2 protein-coding genes are annotated in these 1,942 nt (G+C 40.2%); one reads left to right on the forward strand and one right to left on the reverse strand.

What is annotated here, in order from left to right; translation table 11 throughout:
- Positions 1 to 231: 231 nt before the first annotated feature.
- Positions 232 to 726, reverse strand: coding sequence for a bifunctional nuclease family protein (locus CA730_RS02050; RefSeq protein ID WP_096663338.1), 495 nt, complete (start codon positions 724 to 726; stop codon positions 232 to 234).
- A 400-nt stretch (positions 727 to 1,126) separates the two neighbouring features.
- Here CA730_RS02050 and CA730_RS02055 point away from each other — a divergent pair, with 400 nt between their 5' ends.
- Positions 1,127 to 1,786, forward strand: coding sequence for a riboflavin synthase (locus tag CA730_RS02055; RefSeq protein ID WP_096663341.1), 660 nt, complete (start codon positions 1,127 to 1,129; stop codon positions 1,784 to 1,786).
- The last annotated feature ends 156 nt before the right edge of the window (positions 1,787 to 1,942 follow it).

Below are 1,942 nucleotides of genomic sequence, written 5' to 3' on the forward strand. Positions count from 1 at the left end.
TACTTCGTGATTGAGGAATTTTTAATTTTTACATCAGTGCAATGCCACAGCTAAGAAGCTTAGAAAATAATTATGATTAAAAAATCTATCTAAAGAAGTATTTTATAATTTGTGTTTGTATGGCAATTAACCCCGTGCTGTTAAAAAAATGTAGGTTGGGTTGACCCAGGGAAACCCAACAAAATTCTGAATCATGTTGAGTCAAGATTCCTCCTGACTCCTAACCTTAGTCTAGTCACCATTCCCAAACCGCTTGATTAGATCTTCAGGACGGAGATTAGAAATAAATTCCCGGAAAGCTTCCTGATCCGCCTCATCAGCATCACGATCTACGGGAATAGACGCATCAGCCACTACTTCTTCCATGACCCAGATGGGAGTATTTGTACGGAGAGCTATAGCGATCGCATCACTCGGACGAGCATCAATTTCTTTTTTGACATCCCCTTGCTGAAGAATCAACGCCGCATAAAAAGTATCTTTTTGCAAGGTATGAATAATAACTTTATCCAAAGTCATATTCCATGTTTCTAGCATATTCACAATCAAATCGTGGGTTAAAGGTCGAGGCGGCTTTTGATTTTCCATTGCCCCCATAATTGCTCTTGCCTGTTCTTGACCTATATAAATAGGCAAGGCGCGACGATCTGAACCATCCTTCAAAAGTACAATTGGGCTGCGGGTGATCGCATCTAATGCTATACCAGCGACTTTCATTTCTATCATTGGTTCAGCCTCTAAAATTCTTTAATCGCCTGGAAATCTGTAACAGATAATACACTCTTCATCAAATTAAAAATTAAGAATTAAAAATTAAAAAAAGCAGACTAAACCAGCTTTTTAGGAATTTTTAATGGTTATTTGACTGTTGCTGTGGTGTCCTAACAATTAGGTATACATAAACTAATTTCACACCATCCTAACAACTAATTTATTTATCTTTCATATTTTATCCTTCTTTAATCCTCCGATTCAAGTATGTCTGGGGATTGATGCTAATATGTTAATATTCATTTGCCAAAATTGGGAAAGAAATTAAAATGGGAAAGCTTTACATTTTTTCCGAGAATTATTAGTTAATTTCCGCCAAAATTAGGGAATAAATAAAATTAGTTTTGGAAAAGCTGTGTTTACAGGATTAGTTCAAGGTTTAGGAACGATAAAACCCGTAAGGGGAAATTTGTGGCAGATTAGTTATCTTAATCAGTCACCGATGATCATTCAAGACTTAGCCTATGGTGATAGTGTGGCAGTAGATGGCGTGTGTCTGACAGTTGAAGAAATCTTAAAAGATGGGTTTATTGCCACCGCTTCACCAGAAACCCTCCGCCGCACCACATTGGGTAAAGAAGAGACACAACAAAAATACGTCAACTTAGAAACATCCCTGCGGGTAGGTGGTAAAGTCGGCGGTCATTTTGTCATGGGTCATGTAGATGGAATTGGTCAGTTAATAACATCTGAACAAACAGCCAGTTCGTGGGAAATGACCTTTGTTGCCCCAGAAGCGATCGCACGTTATATAGTTCCTAAAGGTAGCATTGCCGTCAATGGTATCAGCCTCACCGTCGCTGCATACAAATCAGAATCATCTCAATTTACAGTCGCCGTCATTCCCCTGACCTACAGCGAAACCAATCTCAGTCATTTAGTAGCAGGAAGTTGGGTAAATTTAGAAGGAGACATCCTGGGTAAATACGTAGAAAAATTCCTAACTCCTGGAAATAATCACCATCAACATGAGGAAATTACAACCACATTCCTAGCAGAAAACGGATATTTGTAAGAGTCAGGAATTCGGAGTTCGGAGTTCGGAGTTCGGAGTTCGGAGTCAGGAATTCGGAGTTCGGAGTTCGGAGGAAGAAATTTCTCCCTGCTCCCTGCTCCCTGCTCCCTGCTCCCTGCTCCCTGCTCCCTGCTCCCTGCTCCCTGCTCCCTGCTC

The organism is Dolichospermum compactum NIES-806, assembly GCF_002368115.1.
Taxonomy (GTDB): domain Bacteria; phylum Cyanobacteriota; class Cyanobacteriia; order Cyanobacteriales; family Nostocaceae; genus Dolichospermum; species Dolichospermum compactum.

Coding starts and splice junctions, on each gene's coding strand:
- CA730_RS02050 (WP_096663338.1), bottom strand. CDS start 726: ATGATAGAAATGAAAGTCGCTGGTATAGCATTAGATGCGATCACCCGC.